Source organism: Mycobacterium sp. D16R24 (assembly GCF_002013385.1).
In the GTDB taxonomy this organism is placed as follows: domain Bacteria; phylum Actinomycetota; class Actinomycetes; order Mycobacteriales; family Mycobacteriaceae; genus Mycobacterium.
Genome location: NZ_MAEV01000001.1, coordinates 35,792 through 52,871, shown reverse-complemented (window position 1 = coordinate 52,871; position 17,080 = coordinate 35,792). Strand labels below are relative to the sequence as shown.

The following is a 17,080-nucleotide window of genomic DNA, read 5'->3' as shown; positions in this document are numbered from 1 at the left end:
GGGCCGGATTCTCGCCACGGCCTCGCTGTCGGCGACAATGGGTGGATGACCGAGGAGAAACGCACAGTGATCAGGACATCGCCGATGGCGCATTTCATGTCCGGGTTTCTGGCGCTCGGCATCCTGACATTTGTCCTGTATCTCCCGGTCCTCGCGCCACTGCTGGTCATCCCCGTCGTCTTCTCCTACGCGGTCTTTCGGTATCAGACCGCGGTCGACACGCAATCGGTGCAGGTACGAACACTGACGGCCACCCGCAAGCTGCCGTGGACGCAGGTCAAAGGGATCGGATTCGACAAGCACGCCTGGGCACGGGCAGAGCTGGTGGACGGCACCTCGCTGCGCCTGCCTGCGGTCACCTTCTCGACGCTGCCCATCCTGTCGGCGGCCAGCAATGGCCGGGTGCCGAATCCCTATCAGGGACTCGAGCGGGGTTAAGCGGCCGCACGCTCCTGCATGCCCCACGGCGCGCCGAAGGTATTGAGTCGGTCCAGGAACGGCACGCTGTCGAAGGCCTCCGGCCCCAACACCCCCGTGCCGCTCCACGCACCCTCGGCGAGCAGCTCCAGGGCCACAATCGGGTTCACGGCGGTCTGCCACGCTACACATTGCGCGCCGTCGCGGGCCATCGTCCATTCGTTGTCGACGACGTGGTGCAGATAGACCTCGCGTGGTCTGCCGTCCTTGCCGGTGCCGGTGACCCACAGACCCGCACACGTGGCCCCGCGCATCAGATGCCCCAGCCCCGCCGGATCCGGTAGGCACGCCGCCACCACATCGCGAGGGCTGACGGTGGCGTCACCGCCCTGCGCGTGCACGCTCACCGGGGCGGTGCTATCCAGCCCGACCAGACGCAGAGTGCGCAGCACATTGATGAACTCGGCACCGAGGCCGTACTTGAACGTCACCCGCCGGGCGTTGACCCAGCGCGGCATGAGCACCACTTCCTCGTGCTCGACATTGACGCATTCGACAGGGCCGATGCCTCCCGGGAAGTCGAAAACCTCGGGTTCACTGAAGGGTTCGGTGGTGAAGAACCCCCTATCGCGTTCCCAGATCAACGGCGGATTGAGACATTCCTCGATGGTCGTCCAGATGGAGAACGACGGGGCGAACCGGTGACCCTGTACCTCAAGGTTGGAGCCGTCCCGGGTGCCCAGCTCGTCGATCTCGGAGAACAGGTGGTCGGCGGCGTACCGCGCGAACACATCGCTAAGGCCCGGCTCCACTCCTATGCCCACCAACGCCAACAACCCCGCGGACTCCCACTTTTGGGCCACGGCGAACTGTTCGTCACCGAGCATCACCCCGGGCAGCTCGTAGGGCCTGTCCGGATGGCGATGCGACAGGCTCATCGCCATATCGAGGTAGGTGACCCCCGCGGCGAAACATCCCCCGAAGACGCTCATGACGAATCGAGGATCAACCGCGTTGAGCGCATGGGTGATTCGATGCTCGCGGCACAGCGCCGCGACATCGTCGGCCGAGGAGGCATCGATGCGGGCCGCAGTGAACCGTGGATCGCCGAGACGATCCACCACTGCCTGCGCCCGTGCCATGTCGTAGTCCGCGATCACCAGCGCCTCGAAGAACTCTCGACGGGCCGCGATGAACGCGGCCGCGCTGCCCACTCCCCCGGCACCCACGATGAGGACTCTCATACCTATAACCGCGCCCAAGCATCGGTGAGCACGCCACGCAGGATCTGCTCGATCGCATCGAACTCCGGTTTCCCGGAAATCAGCGGTGGCGCAAGCTGAATCACGGGGTCACCACGGTCGTCGGCGCGGCAGTACAGGCCCGCATCCCACAACGCCGCCGACAGGAAGCCGCGGAGCAGCCGCTCGCTCTCCTCACCGCTGAACGTCTCCTTGGTCCCCTTGTCTTTCACCAACTCGATCCCGTAGAAGTACCCCGCGCCGCGCACGTCACCGACGATCGGCAGGTCGAGAAGTTTCTCCAGGGTGGCCCGGAACACCGGCGCGTTCTCCCGCACCCGGTCGTTGAGTCCCTCGCGTTCGAAGATGTCGAGATTGGCGAGCGCCACCGCCGCCGAAACAGGATGTCCGCCAAAGGTGTATCCATGCGGGAAGGTCGTCTTGCCGTCATTGAACGGCTCGAACAGACGATCCGTGGCAATCATCGCCCCGATCGGCGAGTACCCGGATGTCATGCCCTTGGCACAGGTGATGATGTCCGGCTGGTACCCGAAATCCTCGCAGGCGAACATCGATCCGATGCGACCGAAGGCGCAGATCACCTCGTCGGACACCAGCAGCACGTCGTACTCGTCACAGATTTCGCGCACCCGCTCGAAGTAGCCCGGCGGCGGAGGGAAACAACCGCCCGCGTTCTGCACGGGTTCAAGGAACACCGCCGCGACGGTATCGGGCCCCTCGAATTCGATCGCCTCGGCAATCCGGTCGGCGCAGTATCGCCCGAATGCCTTGGCATCGTGGGCATATGGTTCCGGTGCCCGATAGAAGTTGGTGTTCGGTGCGCGGAACCCACCCGGGGTCAGCGGCTCGAAGGGCGCCTTGAACGCCGGCAGGCCGGTGATGGCCAGTGCACCCTGCGGAGTTCCGTGATACGCGATGGCACGCGAAACAACCTTGTGCTTACCGGGTTTCCCGGTCAGCTTGAAGAACTGCTTGGCCAGCTTCCACGCACTCTCCACCGCTTCTCCTCCACCGGTGGTGAAGAAGACACGATTCAGGTCGCCCGGGGCGTATCCGGCGATGCGGTCGGCCAGCTCGATCGCGGTCGGGGTGGCGTAAGACCACAGCGGGAAGAAGGCAAGCTTCTCGGCTTGCCGGGCCGCGGCCTGCGCCAATTCGGCGCGTCCGTGCCCGGCCTGTACGACGAACAATCCGGAAAGGCCGTCGAGGTAACTCTTGCCGCGATCATCCCAGATCCTCACCCCCTCACCGCGCGTGATGATGGGCACGGAGATGCCCTCACCGTGCCGGGCGAAGTGACCCCAGAGGTGACGGGATGCCTTCTGCTGCAGGTCGCCGAAAATATCATGTGCTACATCGACGGTTGTCACCGGGTACCCCAATTGTATTGCTGCTTCACTAATTTCAGATAGACCAGGGTCTCCGTGGAGGTCACCCCGGGCACCGCACGGATCTGCTTGTTCAGCAGAACCAACAAGTCGTCATCGTCCTCGCAGACCACCTCGACGATCGCGTCGAAGGTTCCGGCCGTCAGCACCACGTAGTCGACGGCATCGAGTTCCGCCAGACGATCGGCCACCTCGGTGGTGTCACCGGAGCATTTGATGCCGATCATGGCCTGGCGCGCGAACCCCAGCTGCATGGGGTCGGTCACCGCCACGATTTGCATGACACCGGCGTCGATCATGCGCTGTACGCGTTGCCGCACGGCCGCCTCCGAGAGCCCCACCGACTTGCCGATGGTCGCGTAGGCACGCCGCCCGTCCTGCTGAAGCTCCTCGACAATCGCCTTGGACGCGTCATCAAGCTGGAATGCCGCAGAGCCGTTACCCGGATCGGCGACCCGCAACAAGCGTCGTTTCGTGTTGGTCACGAGCTCGATTGTGCACGGATTCCATCGTTTCATGCAACGTTTTACGACGAATTACCGCAAATAGCGGACTATTGACGATGGAATCCGTGGCTTCAGGCGCTGGTTTTCGATACCGTAGCCAGGTGATCGTTCCCAGCAGCTGGATCAATGGCCACCCCGTCACGACCCACGGCGAAGCGCACCGCGTCATCAACCCGGCGACCGGCACGACCGTCGCAGAGTTAAGCCTCGCCACCCCTGCCGATGTGGATGCGGCAGTGGCGGCGGCCAAGGCCGCGGGGCCCGCCTGGGCGTCCGCGACACCCGTCGACCGCGCGAATGTCCTGGCCAGACTCGCCGCCGTGATGGCTGCCAGTGCCGACACACTGGTGGCCGAAGAGGTCGCCCAGACCGGTAAACCCGTGCGGCTGGCCTCCGAGTTCGATGTGCCCGGAAGCATCGATAATATCGAGTTTTTCGCCGGTGCCGCAAGGCATCTGGAGGGCAAGGCAACGGCCGAATACTCGGCCGACCACACCTCCAGCATCCGCAGGCAGGCCGCCGGGGTGGTCGCCACCATCACCCCCTGGAACTACCCGCTGCAGATGGCGGTGTGGAAAGTGTTACCCGCACTGGCGGCGGGATGCACGGTGGTGATCAAACCGAGCGAGCTGACACCACTGACCACGCTGACTCTGGCACGCCTGGCCGTCGAGGCCGGACTACCCCCTGGCGTGCTCAACGTCGTCACCGGGCGCGGCGATGACGCCGGTGGTGCACTCGCCGGCCATCCCGACGTGGATTTGGTGACCTTCACCGGGTCCACCGCCATCGGCCGAAAGGTGATGGCGGCAGCGGCAGTTCATGGCCGCCGAACACAATTGGAGCTCGGCGGCAAGGCCCCCTTCGTGGTGTTCGACGATGCCGACTTGGACGCGGCGATCCAGGGCGCGGTTGCCGGAGCGATCATCAACTCCGGTCAAGACTGCACGGCCGCGACGCGGGCCATCGTCGCCCGCGATCTGTACGACGACTTCGTCGCCGGGGTCTGCGAGGTGATGAGCAAGGTCGTCGTCGGCGACCCGATGGACCCCACTACCGATATCGGACCGCTCATTTCGGCCGCGCACCGCGCCAAGGTGTCGAGCATCGTGGACCGCTCCCCCACCCAGGGCGGCCGAATCGTCACCGGCGCAAGCTCTCCTGATCTGCCGGGATCCTTCTACCGGCCCACACTGATCGCCGATGTCACGGAGACGTCCGAGGTCTACCGCGACGAGATCTTCGGCCCGGTGCTCACCGTGCGCTCATTCACCGATGACGACGACGCGCTGCGGCAGGCCAATGACACCGCCTACGGTCTTGCCGCCTCGGCATGGACACGCGATGTCTACCGCGCGCAGCGGGCATCGCGGGAGATCAAGGCGGGTTGCGTATGGATCAACGATCACATCCCCATCGTCAGCGAGATGCCGCACGGCGGATTCGGCGCATCCGGATTCGGCAAGGATATGTCCGACTACTCCCTTGAGGAGTACCTCACCATCAAACACGTCATGAGCGACATCACCGGAACCGCCGAAAAAGACTGGCACCGAATTATTTTCGCGAAACGCTAGGCGCGCGCGTCCACATTGTCATTGATGAGCGCCGCGAGCCGGGTGAGGCTGGCGGTCATGGTACGGCGATCGGCACTGGTCAGTTCCGCGAAGACCCCGTGCTGTCGCGCCCGAAAGGCCGCTTGCGCCTTAATGACCTGCGCACGCCCGGTGGAGGTCAAGCCCACCAGGACCAGCCGGTCATCCGATGGCGATCGAGCGCGCTCGATCACCCCTCGCTCCTCCAGCTGCTTGAGCGCCCGGGTGGCTGTCGGCACCGCCACTCCCGCCGTCCCGGCGAGCTGGCTCACGGACATCGAATCCTGGTCGAGCAGCGGCGCCATCAGCTCAAGCTGAGAGCGGCTCAAGCCCGCCTGAGTACCCGAGGGCGACGTTCGCCCCCGGCGCATCGCGAAGTACAGCGCATCTGTGGCCGCGACAAGCTCTTCGATCTCGCGCGCACTGTTTCCACTCGGTTGTCCTGGCACTCCAACAGTCTAAGGGTTAGCATGGCAATAGTTAGCATGCTAACGTTATGCATCGGAGCCAAGGGAAGGACGAACTCATGCGGGTAGCGATCATCGGCGCCGGAATTGGCGGGCTGACGGCAGCAGCTGCATTGCGCGCCAACGGTAGCGACGTCGTCGTCTACGAGAAGGCACACGAACTGCGCGAGGTGGGCGCGGGCGTGGTCATTGCGAGCAACGGTCTGCGCGCCCTCGACGCAGTGGGCCTTGGCGATCGAGTGCGCGCGGTGGGCACCCCCATCGAACGCACCCTCTGGCGCACGTGGCAAGGAGAAAGCGTGCCGGTGCCCCCGGCGTGGCCATCGGTGAGCCCGGATCGCCCGGTGACCTCCCTACCCGTGCACCGCGGCGAACTGCAGCAAGCATTGTTGAGCGCACTACCCGAGGGAACCGTTCACCTCGGACGCCCCTGCCAGGACATCGTCGAGACGGCCAACGAGGTGCGCATCGTTTTCGCCGACGGTTCCGAGGAACGTGCCGACATCGCGGTGGGAGCTGACGGTATCCACTCGGTGGTGCAGCGCGTGGTGACCGGCCCGGCTGAGCTGTCCAGTGACGGCGTCATGGCCTATCGCGGCCTGATCCCGGTGAAACGCCTCGGTGGCGCGGTCGATCTGGACAGCATGCAGATGTGGCTCGGCCCCGGGCGCAGTTTCCTGATCTACCCGGTCTCCCAACGTCGGCTGCTCAACGTGGTGGCCTTCACCGCGAGCAATCTCGACGCCGAGGAATCCTGGACCGCGCCCGGCGACGTCGCGGAGCTCGCCGTCGAATTCGCGGGGTGGGATCGGCCGGTGCAGCGCGTCGTCGAGGCGATGACCGAGACCTTCCGCTGGGGTCTGTATGACCGAAAGCCGCTGAGCCGATGGACCACCGATCGCATCGCGCTGCTGGGTGACGCCGTGCATCCGATGACCCCCCACCTCGGCCAGGGCGCGAACATGTCGATCGAGGACGCCGTCGTGCTGGCCACCGTGTTGGCAGGAGCCTCGGCCGCTGACGTCCCCCGGCGGCTGGCCCTGTACGAGTCACGGCGGCGTGATCGCACCACCCGAGTTCAACAGAACGCCCGTCAGACAGGGCACGTCTATCGCTCTGTCGACATGACTCCGCGGCAGCAAGCGGCACAGCTCATCGAGATCCTCACCGGCAACTGGATTCCCGACTACGACGCCGCTGCTGCTGCCGGCGCGGCGCTTGCCTCGCTCTAATCCCTGCTGAATTCCTCACCCGTCTGCGGATTCACCGCGACCTCCCCTTCCGGAAGATTGGACAGATCGCCGGCGATCACGGTCTGCTGCGCCTCCACCGCATCGGGCAGTCCAAAGTGTGCCGTGGCCCCGGCAGGAGCAAGCACCAGGTCGGCACTGCGCCGTGGCAGCGTCGTCCCCTGGAAGAACGGCGGCGCCGCCACCCGCCACAGCAGCATCAGCACGACGCCGAGCACCAACGCGCCGATGCCGACTACCGCCACGGCCCCGAATCCGAAGACGGTGACGTTGTTACCGGCGTCATCGATGAGCCAGTTGGGCTTGGCGTACTGAATCAACCCGTAAGCGAAGATGACCGTCAGCGCGATGCCGCCAAGCAAGGGGATCGCACCTCGCATCATGAAATTGCGTGCACTCTGGGTGAGGGTCCGGCGATAAAACCACACACACGCGAAGCCGGTGAGCCCGTAATAGAAGGCGATCATCAGGCCGACCGATCCGATCAGGGCGGTGAGCAGATTGGTGCTGATGATCGTAAAGAGCACGTAGCACGCGATCGAGACCGCACCCATCGCCACGGTGGAGGTAGTGGGCGTCAGATACCTGCGGTGGATCGATGCGAACGAATCCGGCAGCGCCTTGTAGACACCCATCGACAGGGTGGTGCGGGCCGTCGGCAGGATCGTGGTCTGGGTGCAGGCCGAGGCCGACGTGAGGATGGAGGCGGACAACAGCAGCATCCCCACATGCCCAAGGAAGCTATCGCCGAACAGTTCGGGACCGATGGCCGCGAATACATCCGCGGCATTCTCCTGATTGCCCAGGCCTATCCCCTCGGTGCCGACGCCCGCGAACGCCACAGCTGCCACGCTGACCAGTGCATAGGTGGCCAGCAGCAAGAAGGTGGACAGCACCGCGGCGCGCCCGGGTGTGCGTCCCGGGTCATCGGACTCCTCGTTACAGGCCACCGCGGTATCCCAACCCCAGTAGATGAAGATCGTCGTCAGGACGGCGGGCGCGATGACGGTGCCGAAATCCATGCCTCCGGGCCAGAACCAGGACAACGAGGGCAGCAGTGAGTATGCCTCGGCGTTATGGGTATAGACCTTGATCAACGCGATGATCGACACGGCGACCAGCACAACCATCTCGACCAGTAAGAGCCCGTACTGCAGGCGCACCGAGACTTCGATACCGCGGTAACAGATGTAAGTCATGATCACGATCCAAAGAACGCCTGCCACTGTCGACCACAGGGTGCTGTCGGCCAGGCTCGCTGCCGCGGTCCACCCCAGATCACCGACAAACGTGAACGAATAGGCACCTGCGATCTGGGCGAGGTTGGCCATCACGATGACGTCGGCGGCGATGATCCCCCAGCCGCCGAGCCATCCGACTATCGGCCCGAAGGTGCGGGACGCCCAGGTAAAAGTGGTGCCGCAGTCCGGCTCGGCCTTGTTCAGCTCCTGATAGGCCACCGCGATGAGATAAATCGGGATGAACGAGATCAGCACGATGGCGGGTGCCTTGACCCCGGCGAGCAGGGCGCCACCGCTGGCGACGATCAAACCCAGGGTGGCAGCCAGGCTGTAGGCCGGTGCTGTGGACGCGAGCCCAACGACCACGCTGGACAGCAGCCCCATCGCGCCGCCCTTGAGCCCCTTGCTCTCGACGGGGGTGTCTGAACTCATACGCGTCTCCCTGCTCGGCGGAATGCGAGCAGAATACGGTTTCCGTTGAGATTTCGCCCAACATGAGTGGAATCCGTCACCGAAATCGGGTTTAGCTCCGAATTCGGCAGATTTGCAGATTAGGCCAGCGGATTTGTTCCGTTGAGGAACACCCAGATGGCGGCCGCAGCACCCAGGCCCAGCAGCAGTGCGGCGAAGGACCCCACAAACGGCCTGCGAGCCCAGCCCCGTCCGGCGTCAAACCCGTACCGGCCAGGGCCGACGAGGATCACGGCGATGATCGCGACGATCATCAACAGCTCGAACTCGTGCCCATCGGGCCAAAAGATCGCGTAGCGGTTCGCCTTGTCGGACACCATGTCGGACAGCAGCACGTTGACCATGAAGGCCAGCGCGGCCGCACCGGCCAATGGCGTGAGCAGGCCGAGAACCAGCAGTACTCCGGCGCCAAGCTCCGCCGTCACGCCGATATACGTAAGGATGTCGGCGTATTTGAAGCCCCGATCACTCAGGGTTGCTTCGAATCCATTGAGTCCGGTCCCGCCCCACCAGCTGAAAACCTTGCGCAGCCCATGCGCGATGAGCACCGCGCCGACGCCGACACGCAGCAACAGCAGTCCGAGATCTTGAGTGCCGCGACGATCGCCCGTCGGATCCTGAGTGCCCCACGGCGCGGCATGTCGCGCCTGCACCGCCTCAGAGGATATTTGCGTGGTAGCAGGTTCGGCATAGGGCAGCGGCGCTGGATCGTACAACGGTCCAACCTCTTTCACATCGTGGGAGCTCGTCAGCTTCTCCGCCTGGTAATGCGGGATTGCCGTGGTCTCGAAATCGCCGCCATAGGTGGCCGACGGCACATCGTCCTCAGGGTCGACCAGCTCGGGCGGCTTACGCCACGCCTGCGGATCGTCCGAATGACCGGTCACGGGCTCAGCGTAAGTCCATTGGAGCCCCGAATGTGGCGAGCAACGCCGTAAGGTCCGTAATCTTGCGGGCATGCTCATTCGCTCCAGCCCCTCGACGGGACCGATCAATGAGCCATCGGGGAAAAGACTGCTTGTCGGTTCGATGGCGGCGTTGGCCGGAACGGTGACGCTGTTATCGGGATGTGTGCGGTTCGATCCGACCCAGGATCAGCCGTTCACCGAGGTTCCCCGGCGCGGGGTTGCCCAGACCACGACCACCCCGCCGCCGCCATTACCGGGTAAACCGTTCCCCAAGCAGTGCCCCGCCGACGGTGTGATGCAGGGATGCCTGGAGGCCACCAGCGGGCTCATCATGGGCAGCGACGGCAAGACCGCATTGGTCGCCGAGCGCGCGACGGGTGTCATCAAAGAAATCGCGACGAGCGCCGAGCCGAAGGTGAAGACGACCATCCCCGTCGACCCGTCGGGCGACGGCGGACTGTCCGATATCGTGCTCTCCCCCTCCTACCAGCAGGACCGGCTGATGTACGCCTACATCAGCACCCCCACCGATAACCGGGTGATACGTGTCGCCGATGGCGACGTACCCAAGGACATCCTCACCGGAATCCCCAAGGGACCCAACGGCAATGCGGGATCGCTGGCGTTCATCAGCCCCACCACACTGGTGGTACAGACCGGCACCGGCGGCAATGCGGCCGCAGCCAATGATCCGAACTCTTTGGCCGGCAAGGTGATCCGCATCGAGCAGCCCACCACTATCGACCAGGCGGCGCCGACGACCGCGATCAGCGGCCTGGGTGACGGCGGCGCCATGTGCGTGGATGCCGCCAACGGCGCGCTGTATGTCACCGACCGCGCACCCGCGGGCGATCGACTGCAAAAGCTCACCAAGGACGGCAAGATCTCAACGGTGTGGACGTGGCCGGACAAGCCCGGGGTGGCCGGTTGCGCCGCACTGGACAGCTCGGTGATGGTCAATCTGGTGTTCAACCAGACCACAGTCGTGGTGCGCCAGAACCCCGAAACCGGTGCGGTCACGGGCGATCCCGAGGTGCTCCGCCAGAAGGAGCAGCACGGTCATGTGCGGGCGCTGAAGCTCTCTGCCGACGGAAACGTCTGGGGCGGTTCCATCAACAAGGACTTCGGCACCGCCACCCCCACCGAGGACGTGGTGTTCCCACTGTTCCCGAAGGGCGGCGGATTCCCCCGGGCCAACGACGACCTGGACTAGCTAGCCCTGGCCGCAGGCCTTGAGCACCAGGTCCTTGACCAGCGCGGCGTCGGCCTGACCCTTGGTCGCCTTCATCACCGCGCCCACGATGGCGCCTGCGGCTGCCACCTTGCCGTCGCGGATCTTCTGCGCGACATCGGGATTGGCGGCCAGCGCCTCATCGACGGCGGCCTGGATCAGCGAATCGTCGCGCATAACCACCAACCCGCGAGCGGTCATCACCTGCTCGGGCTCACCCTCACCGGTAAGCACCCCGTCGATCACCTGTCGCGCCAACTTGTTGGACAGCTTGCCATCGTTGATCAACGTGACAACGGCGGCCACCTGAGTCGGTGTGATCGGAAGCTCGGACAGCTCGACCTCCCGCGAATTGGCCTGCTGCACTAAGTAGTTGCCCCACCACGAGCGTGCTTCTTCGCTACTGGCTCCCTCGGCGACGGTGGCTTGTACGAGTTCGACCGCACCGTTGTTCACCAAATCGCGCATCACCTCATCGGAGACGCCCCACTCCTGCTGAATACGCCCCAGCCGCAGCCAGGGCAGCTCGGGAAGGGTGCCGCGCAGCCCCTCGATCAGCTCAATACTCGGCGCGACGGGCTCCAGGTCCGGCTCCGGGAAATACCGGTAGTCCTCGGCAGTCTCCTTACGGCGCCCGGCACTGGTGGAGCCATCCTGCTCCAGGAAGTGTCGCGTCTCCTGAATGACTTCCTCACCCGCATCCAGAACAGCTGCCTGGCGGCGCATCTCGTAGCGGACCGCTACCTCGACGCTCTTGAGCGAGTTGACGTTCTTGGTCTCGGTACGAGTGCCGAACTCGCCGGCACCGGTCGGCATCAGCGACACATTCGCATCGCAGCGCATCGACCCGTGATCCATACGCACATCGGAAACATCCAAGGCGCGCAACAGGTCCCGCAACGCCGTCACGTAGGCGCGAGCGATCTCCGGGGCCCGTTCCCCGGTGCCCTCGATGGGCTTGGTCACGATCTCGACGAGCGGCACACCGGCACGGTTGTAATCGAGCAGGGATTCGGTGGCCCCGGAGATGCGACCGGTCTCGCCGCCGATATGCGTCAGCTTGCCGGTGTCCTCTTCCATGTGGGCGCGCTCGATCTGCACCCGCCAGGTGGTGCCGTCGTCCAACGGAACGTCGAGATAGCCGTTGAACGCGATCGGCTCGTCGTACTGGGAGATCTGGTAGTTCTTCGGCTGGTCCGGGTAGAAGTAGTTCTTGCGGGCGAACCGGCCCCACGGCGCGATCTCACAGTTCAGCGCCAGTCCGATACGGATGGCCGACTCGACGGCCTTCTCATTGACCACCGGCAACGAGCCCGGCAGGCCGAGGCAGACCGGGCAGATCTGCGTGTTTGGCTCCGCACCGAACGCCGTCGGGCAGCCGCAGAACATCTTGGTGGCCGTGGACAGTTCGACGTGGACTTCCATACCGAGCACCGGCTCGTATCGGGTCAGCACGTCGTCGTAGTCCAGCAGTTCTGTCATGCTGCGATCCTAATGGGTCGGCTTTGCCTGCCGAGCAGACGCGTGTTGCGGAGAAAACGCAGGTAGCGCCTGCCCCAGGCTGAGCTGGCCGGGTCCAGCAGGCCAATCCTTCGAGCGCATACCGCACGTCGGTGCATCGCGAGAATCATCGACACCAGGTATGCGCTTGGCGACCACACGGGCGCCGTTCCTCAGCCGAAGAAGGCGGCGGCGTCCTCGTAACGATTCTTCGGGACCAGCTTGAGATGGCGGGTCGCCTCCGACAACGGCACTCGCCCGATGTCCTGGCCCCGCAGAGACACCATCACCCCGTACTCGCCGGCATGGGCGGCGTCCGCGGCGTTCACACCAAAGCGGGTAGCGAGCACCCTGTCGAACGGTGTCGGGGTGCCGCCGCGCTGCACATGGCCCAGCACCGTGGTGCGGACCTCCTTGCTGATGCGCTTCTCGATTTCGACGCCCAGCTGCTGGGCCACGCCGGTGAACCGCTGATGCCCGAACTCGTCAATTCCCCCGTCGCGTAACTCCATTGAGCCCTCTGCCGGCTTGGCACCCTCGGCCACCACACAGATGAAATGCGAATCCCCGCGCTGGAAGCGGCCTTTGATCAGGCGGCACACCTCTTCCACGTCGTACGGTACTTCGGGAATCAACGTCATGTGGGCGCCGGAGGCCAGCCCGGCGTGCAGCGCGATCCACCCCGCATGCCTGCCCATCACCTCCACCAGCATGACACGCTGGTGCGATTCGGCCGTGCTGTGCAGCCGGTCGATGGCATCGGTGGCGATGGTCAACGCCGTATCGAACCCGAAAGTGACATCGGTGCAGTCGATATCGTTATCGATTGTCTTGGGCACCCCCACCACGGGCACGTTCTCGTCGGCGAGCCAGCTGGCCGCCGTGAGCGTGCCCTCCCCACCAATCGGGATGAGTACATCGATCCCGTTGTCATCGAGGGTCTGCTTGATCTGGTCGAGCCCGGCACGCAGCTTGTCGGGGTTGGTGCGCGCGGTGCCGAGCACCGTGCCGCCCTTGGTCAGCAGCCGGTCGTTACGATCGTCATTGGCCAGCTGAATGCGCCGGTTCTCCAGCAGCCCGCGCCAGCCGTCCTGAAATCCGACCACCTGGGAGTCGTAGCGGTTGGCGCAGGTTCGAACCACCGCGCGGATGACGGCGTTGAGCCCTGGGCAGTCTCCTCCACCGGTAAGCACTCCGATACGCATAGCCCCATCATGCCCGGGAGCGGGTGAGACGGCAGCACTACGGAGCCTTCGGGAGGCGACTCGGAACGCTCAGCCTGAACCCGGCCCATACCTCGCGACGGTCGGCGCCCAGGTTCTGCTCGACACGTGTCGCACTGTCGAAGACCATCACAGGCCATTCCGGGTCGCGGTACAACGGCCAGTCCCCACTGGGAACACCGTTGCGCGCGAAAGCCACCCAGCGTTGTTGTATGTCGTCAACCACACGTGAAGCATCGCGGTGCGTAAGGCTGCCGGCCAATAGTGGCCCGGCAGGACCGCGATAATTGCCGAATACCGCCAGCAGCTCAGTAGCGTGCGACCCCTTCAAACCGGCGGCCCGCACAGTCCAGGGCGCATAGTCGAATTGGTAGACGTACACCGGTGCGAACTGTTGATGCGCCCCGGCAATCCGCCACACCGAAGACGTGAAGAACATGTCCCCCGCGAGCCGCAACCGCGCTTCCTTCGACGGATATCCCGGATAGGCCGCGAGGATTCGTTCCCGATAACCGGAGCCCCCACCCGCGAGAATTTCCTGCTGCTCAGGCTCGGACAGCGGCATCGCCTTGATCACCTTCGTGAAGAGCCTGGCCTCATCGGCGTTACTGCCAACGATCAACGGAACACGTGGTGCTTCGCCATGTTCCATCGCTTCCACGGGAGGCTTGGGCAGATAGTCGCCGTCGACCGAAGGACCGAACGGGAAACTACCCTCCGCGATCAACGTGCGCTGTGCGCGCAGCAGCCGCCGTGGCGAGGCATTCATGACTGTCGCCGCGGCGTTGTCGGGTGCGGCGCCGAGCAGCTCAGCGAAACGCCGGGCGTCCTGCGCGATCGCATCGGCGTTGGCGGCCAGGCCACTGGCGGTGCTTTGGATAATCGCGCGATGGAACAGCCCCGCGGCGGCCGGGGTGGCCATCAGGGTCTCGACAGCACTGCCGCCCGCGCTCTCTCCGAAGATGGTTACGTTGTCCGGGTCGCCCCCGAAGGCGCGAATGTTGTCACGGACCCACTTCATAGCCAGCACGAGATCACGCAGGTACACGTTGCTTTCGATGACATGCTCGTCGTCAGACAGCGAGGACAGATCGAAGGCGCCCAGAGCGCCCACGCGATAGTTCGCCGACACATAGACGCATCCGCGGCGCGCCAATATCGAGCCCTCATAAGGTGGTGAGGCGCTGGCGCCGAGAAAATATCCGCCGCCGTAGATGTAGAACATGACCGGCAGCGGACCCTCCGGTAGTTCCTCCGGCGTCACCACATTGAGCGAGAGGCAGTCCTCGCTGCGTCGCTTCTGTGGCGTGAACACCTTGGGCTGGTACGGCACCGCGCCAAATCTCGTGCAGCGACGGACGCCCTCCCAGGACTGCACGGGACGCGGGGCCCGCAGCCGCAGCGGACCTACAGGCGGTTCGGCGTAAGGAATGCCACGAAAACGGCGCATTCCACGCCGGACAAAGCCTTCAACGACGCCACTGTTGACTCGTACTCGTTTCGGCGCCATTGCCACGGATGCGAACCTAGCCCCCAGGGTGCACCGTCGTGGGCCCGGGCCTGGTCGTCACGATGGTGGCCGACGGCGGAGCGTTCCCCGGGTCGGGCGCCGACGACACGTGTGGATCGCCGGAGTAATCACAGGTATCCGTCTGTACTGAACATCGGACCGGAACCTGCTGCGTTGCCGGGACGACCTGTGACACCGCCACATCGAGCTCTCATATGCATATGAGACAGCCCTTACGGCTACCGCGCGTACAGAACGCTAGTAGTTACCTGTGAATCTCTAGAGCGCCGAGGGCAGCGGGCCCCGCGCCGTTTCGTACGCCGCCCCCACCCGGTACAGCCGGTCATCAGCGAGTGCGGGAGCCATGATCTGCAGCCCCACGGGGAGCCCGTCATCGGCCGAAAGCCCCGAGGGCACTGACATTCCGCAGTGCCCGGCCAGGTTCAGCGGCAGCGTGCACAGATCGAACTGGTACATGGCCAGCGGGTCATCAACCTTCTCCCCCAGCCGGAATGCGGTGGTGGGCGTCGCCGGAGTGACCAACACGTCCACTTGCTCGTAGGCCTGCTCCAGATCGCGTTTGATCAGTGTGCGCACCTTCTGCGCCCGGCCGTAGTAGGCGTCGTAGTACCCCGCGGATAGCGCATACGTGCCGATCATGATGCGCCGCTTCACCTCTGGGCCAAAGCCCGCGGCCCGGGTGAGCGCCATGACCTCCTCGGCGCTGCGTGTTCCGTCGTCGCCCACGCGCATGCCATACCGCATGGCATCGAACCGAGCCAGGTTCGAGGACACCTCGGACGGCAAAATCAAGTAGTACGCCGGAAGTGCGTATTCGAAGTGAGGACAGGACACCTCCACCACGTCGGCGCCCAGCGCGGTGAGCTGTTCGACGGCCGCATCGAACGATGCCATCACGCCCGGCTGATACCCATCGCCACGCAACTGCGAGACCACCCCGACACGAACACCTTTGAGGTCGCCGGTGGCACCGGTACGAGCGGCGGCCGCGACATCGGGCACCGGCTCGTCGACCGAGGTGGAGTCGCGCGGATCATGCCCGGCGATCACCTGATGCAACAGCGCGGTATCCAGCACCGTGCGCGCGCAGGGCCCGCCCTGATCCAGGGATGACGCGCAGGCCACCAGGCCGTAACGCGAAACCGTTCCGTAGGTGGGCTTGACCCCGACGGTCGCGGTGAGCGCCGCGGGCTGGCGGATCGAGCCGCCGGTGTCGGTACCGATGGCCAGGGGCGCCTGGAACGCGGCCAGCGCGGCCGCGCTACCGCCGCCCGAACCGCCCGGCACCCGCTCGATGTCCCACGGGTTGCGGGTAGGCCCGTATGCGGAGTTCTCGGTGGAGGAACCCATCGCGAACTCGTCCATGTTCGTCTTGCCCAAGATCGGGATCCCGGCCGCGCGCAGCCTCGCGGTGACCGTCGCGTCGTAGGGCGGAACCCAGTTCTCCAGGATCTTCGACCCGCAGGTGGTCGGCATGTCGCTGGTGGTGAAGACGTCCTTGAGCGCCAGCGGAACGCCGGCAAGCGGTGACGGTATCGAGCCGGCCGCTATCGCGTCGTCGGCGTCCTTGGCAGCGGCGAGCGCCTGCTCTCCGGCCACATGCAGGAAGGCTCGATAGGTCTCGTCGGTACTGGCGATCTGATCCAGATGCGCACGCGTCACCTCGACGGATGACACCTCGCCCGCATGAATCAGCGCGGCCAGTGAGGCGGCGTCTTGCCTGATCAGATCGGTCACTCTTCTTCCCCCAGAATCTGCGGCACCGCGAAGCGCCCCTCCGCGACCCGCGGAGCCTGCGCCAGCGCCTGATCGGGGGTCAGGCAGTCGGCAATCACATCGGGCCTTGTGACATTGACCGCATCGAGCGGAGAGCTCGTCGCGTCCACCTCGTCGAGCTCATCGGTGGAAACGGCACTGATCTGGCTGACGTGGCCGAGGATCGCGTCGAGTTGCCCGGCGTATCCGTCCAGCTCAGCGTCAGTTAGCGCAAGCCTGGCCAGTCTGGCCAGGTGCGCGACCTCGTCACGGGATATAGCGCTCACGGCTAGATAGCCTAGAGGGCGGCAGTGCCTGACCTGTGCCACAGTGTT

15 protein-coding genes are annotated in these 17,080 nt (G+C 64.9%); 4 read left to right on the top strand and 11 right to left on the bottom strand.

Features of this window, described 5'->3' with window-relative positions; all coding sequences use genetic code 11:
* Positions 1–45: 45 nt before the first annotated feature.
* Complete coding sequence (locus B4383_RS00230; protein WP_078287461.1) at positions 46–438, top strand: PH domain-containing protein; 393 nt, start codon at positions 46–48, stop codon at positions 436–438.
* On the opposite strand, the gene B4383_RS00225 is transcribed toward B4383_RS00230, so the two are convergent.
* The 3 genes from B4383_RS00225 to B4383_RS00215 are packed head-to-tail and all read right to left on the bottom strand — an operon-like array spanning position 435 to position 3,552.
* Positions 435–1,661, bottom strand: coding sequence for a saccharopine dehydrogenase C-terminal domain-containing protein (locus B4383_RS00225; RefSeq protein WP_078287460.1), 1,227 nt, complete (start codon positions 1,659–1,661; stop codon positions 435–437). The two genes, B4383_RS00230 and B4383_RS00225, sit on opposite strands and share 4 nt — an antisense overlap.
* Before the next feature lie 2 nt (positions 1,662–1,663).
* On the bottom strand, positions 1,664–3,049 hold the full coding sequence (locus tag B4383_RS00220) for an aspartate aminotransferase family protein (RefSeq protein ID WP_078287459.1): 1,386 nt from the start codon (positions 3,047–3,049) through the stop codon (positions 1,664–1,666).
* A complete protein-coding gene (locus B4383_RS00215) occupies positions 3,046–3,552 on the bottom strand; it encodes an Lrp/AsnC family transcriptional regulator (RefSeq protein ID WP_078287804.1) in 507 nt (168 codons plus the stop codon). The genes B4383_RS00220 and B4383_RS00215 overlap by 4 nt, the downstream gene beginning before the upstream one ends.
* A 122-nt stretch (positions 3,553–3,674) precedes the next feature.
* Between B4383_RS00215 and B4383_RS00210 the strand changes: the two genes are divergently transcribed.
* Positions 3,675–5,150, top strand: a complete 1,476-nt coding sequence (locus B4383_RS00210) for a gamma-aminobutyraldehyde dehydrogenase (RefSeq protein ID WP_139360460.1) — start codon at positions 3,675–3,677, stop codon at positions 5,148–5,150.
* Here B4383_RS00210 and B4383_RS00205 read toward each other — a convergent pair.
* Positions 5,147–5,617 (bottom strand): MarR family transcriptional regulator, encoded by a 471-nt coding sequence (locus B4383_RS00205; RefSeq protein ID WP_078287457.1) that lies wholly within the window; start codon positions 5,615–5,617, stop codon positions 5,147–5,149. The genes B4383_RS00210 and B4383_RS00205 overlap by 4 nt on opposite strands.
* A gap of 77 nt (positions 5,618–5,694) precedes the next feature.
* On the opposite strand from B4383_RS00205, the gene B4383_RS00200 reads away from it, so the two are divergent.
* The gene (locus B4383_RS00200; RefSeq protein ID WP_078287456.1) at positions 5,695–6,867 is read left to right on the top strand and encodes an FAD-dependent monooxygenase; all 1,173 of its coding nucleotides are present in this window, start codon (positions 5,695–5,697) and stop codon (positions 6,865–6,867) included.
* On the opposite strand, the gene B4383_RS00195 is transcribed toward B4383_RS00200, so the two are convergent.
* Complete coding sequence (locus tag B4383_RS00195; RefSeq protein WP_078287455.1) at positions 6,864–8,558, bottom strand: APC family permease; 1,695 nt, start codon at positions 8,556–8,558, stop codon at positions 6,864–6,866. The two genes, B4383_RS00200 and B4383_RS00195, sit on opposite strands and share 4 nt — an antisense overlap.
* A 119-nt stretch (positions 8,559–8,677) precedes the next feature.
* On the bottom strand, positions 8,678–9,484 hold the full coding sequence (locus B4383_RS00190) for a DoxX family protein (protein WP_078287454.1): 807 nt from the start codon (positions 9,482–9,484) through the stop codon (positions 8,678–8,680).
* A 70-nt stretch (positions 9,485–9,554) separates the two neighbouring features.
* Here B4383_RS00190 and B4383_RS00185 point away from each other — a divergent pair, with 70 nt between their 5' ends.
* Positions 9,555–10,718, top strand: a complete 1,164-nt coding sequence (locus B4383_RS00185; protein ID WP_078287453.1) for a PQQ-dependent sugar dehydrogenase — start codon at positions 9,555–9,557, stop codon at positions 10,716–10,718.
* Here B4383_RS00185 and gatB read toward each other — a convergent pair whose 3' ends face one another.
* From gatB to gatC, 5 genes are all read right to left on the bottom strand, one after another.
* Positions 10,719–12,218 (bottom strand): Asp-tRNA(Asn)/Glu-tRNA(Gln) amidotransferase subunit GatB, encoded by a 1,500-nt coding sequence (gatB, locus tag B4383_RS00180; RefSeq protein WP_078287452.1) that lies wholly within the window; start codon positions 12,216–12,218, stop codon positions 10,719–10,721.
* A gap of 191 nt (positions 12,219–12,409) precedes the next feature.
* Positions 12,410–13,441: an ATP-dependent 6-phosphofructokinase gene (locus tag B4383_RS00175; RefSeq protein WP_078287451.1), complete on the bottom strand. Its 1,032-nt coding sequence runs from the start codon at positions 13,439–13,441 to the stop codon at positions 12,410–12,412.
* A gap of 37 nt (positions 13,442–13,478) precedes the next feature.
* Positions 13,479–14,975 carry a carboxylesterase/lipase family protein gene (locus B4383_RS00170; RefSeq protein ID WP_078287450.1) on the bottom strand — a complete coding sequence of 499 codons (1,497 nt, stop codon included), beginning with the start codon at positions 14,973–14,975 and terminating at the stop codon, positions 13,479–13,481.
* Between the two features lie 273 nt (positions 14,976–15,248).
* Positions 15,249–16,727, bottom strand: coding sequence for an Asp-tRNA(Asn)/Glu-tRNA(Gln) amidotransferase subunit GatA (gene gatA, locus B4383_RS00160; protein ID WP_078287448.1), 1,479 nt, complete (start codon positions 16,725–16,727; stop codon positions 15,249–15,251).
* Positions 16,724–17,032 (bottom strand): Asp-tRNA(Asn)/Glu-tRNA(Gln) amidotransferase subunit GatC, encoded by a 309-nt coding sequence (gene gatC, locus B4383_RS00155; RefSeq protein ID WP_078287447.1) that lies wholly within the window; start codon positions 17,030–17,032, stop codon positions 16,724–16,726. Before gatC ends, gatA begins: the two co-directional genes overlap by 4 nt.
* Positions 17,033–17,080 lie beyond the last annotated feature (48 nt).

Excerpts from the sequence above, each read along its gene's own strand:
- gatB (WP_078287452.1), bottom strand. The coding sequence starts at position 12,218 with ATGACAGAACTGCTGGACTACGACGACGTGCTGACCCGATACGAGCCG.
- B4383_RS00175 (WP_078287451.1), bottom strand. The coding sequence starts at position 13,441 with ATGCGTATCGGAGTGCTTACCGGTGGAGGAGACTGCCCAGGGCTCAAC.
- B4383_RS00225 (WP_078287460.1), bottom strand. The coding sequence starts at position 1,661 with ATGAGAGTCCTCATCGTGGGTGCCGGGGGAGTGGGCAGCGCGGCCGCG.
- B4383_RS00185 (WP_078287453.1), top strand. The coding sequence starts at position 9,555 with ATGCTCATTCGCTCCAGCCCCTCGACGGGACCGATCAATGAGCCATCG.
- B4383_RS00200 (WP_078287456.1), top strand. The coding sequence starts at position 5,695 with ATGCGGGTAGCGATCATCGGCGCCGGAATTGGCGGGCTGACGGCAGCA.
- B4383_RS00195 (WP_078287455.1), bottom strand. The coding sequence starts at position 8,558 with ATGAGTTCAGACACCCCCGTCGAGAGCAAGGGGCTCAAGGGCGGCGCG.
- B4383_RS00230 (WP_078287461.1), top strand. The coding sequence starts at position 46 with ATGACCGAGGAGAAACGCACAGTGATCAGGACATCGCCGATGGCGCAT.